Source organism: Gardnerella sp. c10Ua_244 (assembly GCF_055818055.1).
In genome coordinates this window covers 1-3,153 of record NZ_JARFVS010000014.1, presented here as the reverse complement: position 1 = coordinate 3,153, position 3,153 = coordinate 1, and the positions used below count along the sequence as shown (strand labels likewise).

The following is a 3,153-nucleotide window of genomic DNA, read 5'->3' as shown; positions in this document are numbered from 1 at the left end:
AAGCGTGTATTTCACAAACTCCAGCGACTGCTGCTCAATATTAGAAAAACTTGATTTTTCCAAATCACCAACCATGTGTGGTGGGACTCTAAAAATACGAGCGATCTCGTTAATCTGAAACTTACGAGTCTCAAGAAACTGTGCTTCGTTAGGCGAAATAGAAATAGGCGTATACTTCATGCCTTCCTCTAAAATCGCTATCTTATGCGAATTAGAACCCGAGAACCCCTTATTCCAACTATCCCTCATACCAGACGGATCTTTTACTGTACCGGGGTATTCCAAGATGCCGCTTGGTGTAGCACCGTTAGCGAAAAACGATGCACCATACTCTTCCGTAGCTATCGCCATACCGATAGCATTTTTTGCCATCGCAATAGGCGAATAGCCAACAAGCCCGTCAAAACCAAGACCGGGAATATGAAGCACATCAAAAGGCTTAAGTTTCACACTCGTTTCTTTACCCGCTAAAACATCACTATCATTTAACGTATACTCGTAAAAAATTTGACCACTCTCATCCCGGTCAACTCTCATACGATCAGGCATTAAAGGGTATAAGCCTAAAACCTCGCCTTTACCGTTTCGAATAATCTGCGCGTAAGCATTACCCCATAACAGTAGATGCGTCATCAAGGTTTCTCTAAACACGAAGCTTGTCATTTCAAGATTCGGCTCATCATGAAGCACCTTATATAAAGGATGTTTAACCGCTTTAGCCGTACCCGTACTCGTCCGCTCATACACGTGAAGCGGCAGACTCGCCACCGCCTCAGACAAAATACGCACACAAGAGTAAACCGCCGTCATCTGCATCGCCGAACGCTCATTCACCCTCTTACCCGAAGAAGACATGCCACTAATAAACCTTTGAGCATTCAAGTTAAAACGATTCTCAGGCTTATCTCTACTCTTAAAAATCTTACTAAAAATATTCATGACCCTCCTTATTACATGAATAGGATTCCTCGAGCGTCATACACGCTCTCCGTGTTCGCGTTACCGCATCTGATAGCACGGTCAAGCGCCATAATGGTGGCGATAGCACCGTCGATTTTCTCGGTTGATTTTTCCTTATCTGCCTTAATGTTTCCGGCAGGATCGGTGCGGATGAAAATGTTATCCATGTTCCAGCGAAGCACCGGATGCCCTGCGTGTGCGATTTTCTGCTCGAGTGTAAGCTTCATAAGCTCCTTGGTAGGCGGACTCATATCCTTGAATCCCTGTCCGAACGGAACCACGGTAAACCCCATGTTTTCAAGGTTTTGCACCATTTGTACCGCGCCCCAACGGTCGAAAGCAATCTCACGAATATTGAAACGTTCACCTAAAGTTTCGATGAATTTTTCAATAAACCCATAGTGAACAACGTTTCCTTCCGTAGTTTTAATAAACCCTTGTTTTTCCCACACGTCATACGGCACGTGGTCTCGTTTCACTCGTAAACTCAAGGTTTCTTCAGGCACCCAAAAATATGGTAGGATGCGAAACTTATCCGACTCATCTAAAGGCGGAAACACAAGCGAAAAAGCCGTAAGATCAGTGGTGCTTGAAAGGTCAAGACCCCCATAGCAGACCCTGCCCTCGAGTTCTTCTTCGTTCACCTGAAAACCGCAAGCATCCCATTTTTCCATCGGCATCCAACGAATAGACTGTTTCACCCACTGGTTAAGACGAAGCTGACGGAAAGCATTCTCTTCACCAGGATTCTGGCGGGCTGACTCGAAAGCAGCCTTAACTTTCTCCATTTGAACCGTCACCCCAAGAGAAGGATTAGCTTTCTTCCACACCTTAGGATCCGTCCAATCATCCGAATCTTTTGCACCATAAATCACTGGGTAAAAAGTTGGGTCAATTTTTCTACCTTCGAGAATATCCACTGCTTTCTGATGCGTCTCATAGCAGATAGAATGCGTATCCGTACCGGCTGTGGTAATCAGAAAATATAGTGGCTGCATGCGAGCATCCCCGGAGCCTTTAGTCATCACGTCAAAAAGTTTACGGTTTGGCTGCGTGTGAAGCTCATCAAACACGACACCGTGAATGTTAAAACCGTGTTTAGAGTAAGCTTCAGCCGATAAAACTTGGTAGAAACTGTTAGTTGGTAGGAAAATAATACGTTTTTGCGAAGCTAAAATTTTAACCCTACGATTAAGAGCCGGACACATTCTAACCATGTCCGCCGCCACGTCAAACACGATTGTTGCCTGCTGACGGTCCGCCGCACAACCATAAACCTCGGCACGCTCCTCATTATCCCCACAGCATAAAAGCAGTGCCACTGCCGCGGCAAGCTCACTTTTACCCATCTTCTTAGGTATTTCAATATAAGCAGTATTAAACTGACGGTAACCATTCGGTTTCACCACGCCAAACAAGTCCCTGATAATCTGCTCCTGCCAGTCAAGGAGCTTAAAAGGCTTACCAGCCCACGTTCCCTTAGTGTGTGTTAAACATTCGATAAAACTCACGGCATAATCCGCTAAATCCTTACTATACGTTGAATCTTCTTTTTTAAACTTAGTAACCTCGTACGCTTGCAACTTAAGCTCCTCCTTTCTTTAGGCATAAAAAAAGACGCCTTCAGCGTCCACATCATTTCTTATCTTTCCTACGAGAAACAGGGCCTAAAAAGCCCTGCTACTTTTAACTAAACTTAAAGTTTCTAGTTTCTTGCGTCAAGGATCATTTCTAAAGCCTCGTTTGCAAGCTTGCCTGTTGGCATAATGTCCCAGCCTCTATCATAGTTTGCGATAACCTTGTTATTGTTTTTCAAAGTAAGCTTGGAAATTTTCCCTGGTTAATCCCATATTCGCTTGGCTCTTCAAAAACCTTCATACTGTAGCTTACAACCTGATCTTCTACTCTAAGCGTATCTTGTTCCCACATGATTTTTTCTCCTTTTTCTGTGTTTTTTGTTAGTACTATATATCACTCTAAAAGCACAGAATAGCAAGCCGTAAACGAGAAAAAATCGCAGGTATTTCCACGATTTTTCTTTGGTTTAACCAATTTTTCTTTTTAGCTTCTTGCTTGTTGAATCGCTTGATAAGCTTTTTGAATATCCTTGTCCAAGGTTTCAGCATCCGCAAACAGTTCAAACTCCGTATCGTTTAGTTTTCCTCCGCTTACCTTCCAAAGCTCCTCGTGAGC

At 43.7% G+C, this 3,153-nt stretch carries 2 protein-coding genes and 1 pseudogene; all 3 read right to left on the bottom strand.

The genetic code is table 11. From position 1 onward, the window contains the following. On the bottom strand, window positions 1-939 hold a 939-nt coding region (locus P0108_RS07055), incomplete at its 3' end, for a phage portal protein (protein WP_473730929.1). 11 nt (window positions 940-950) lie between these two features. Continuing rightward, window positions 951-2,543 (bottom strand): terminase large subunit, encoded by a 1,593-nt coding sequence (locus P0108_RS07050; protein ID WP_473730928.1) that lies wholly within the window; start codon window positions 2,541-2,543, stop codon window positions 951-953. A gap of 122 nt (window positions 2,544-2,665) precedes the next feature. Further along, window positions 2,666-2,838 (bottom strand): annotated as a pseudogene (locus P0108_RS07045) (DUF7678 domain-containing protein). Window positions 2,839-3,153: the final 315 nt, after the last annotated feature.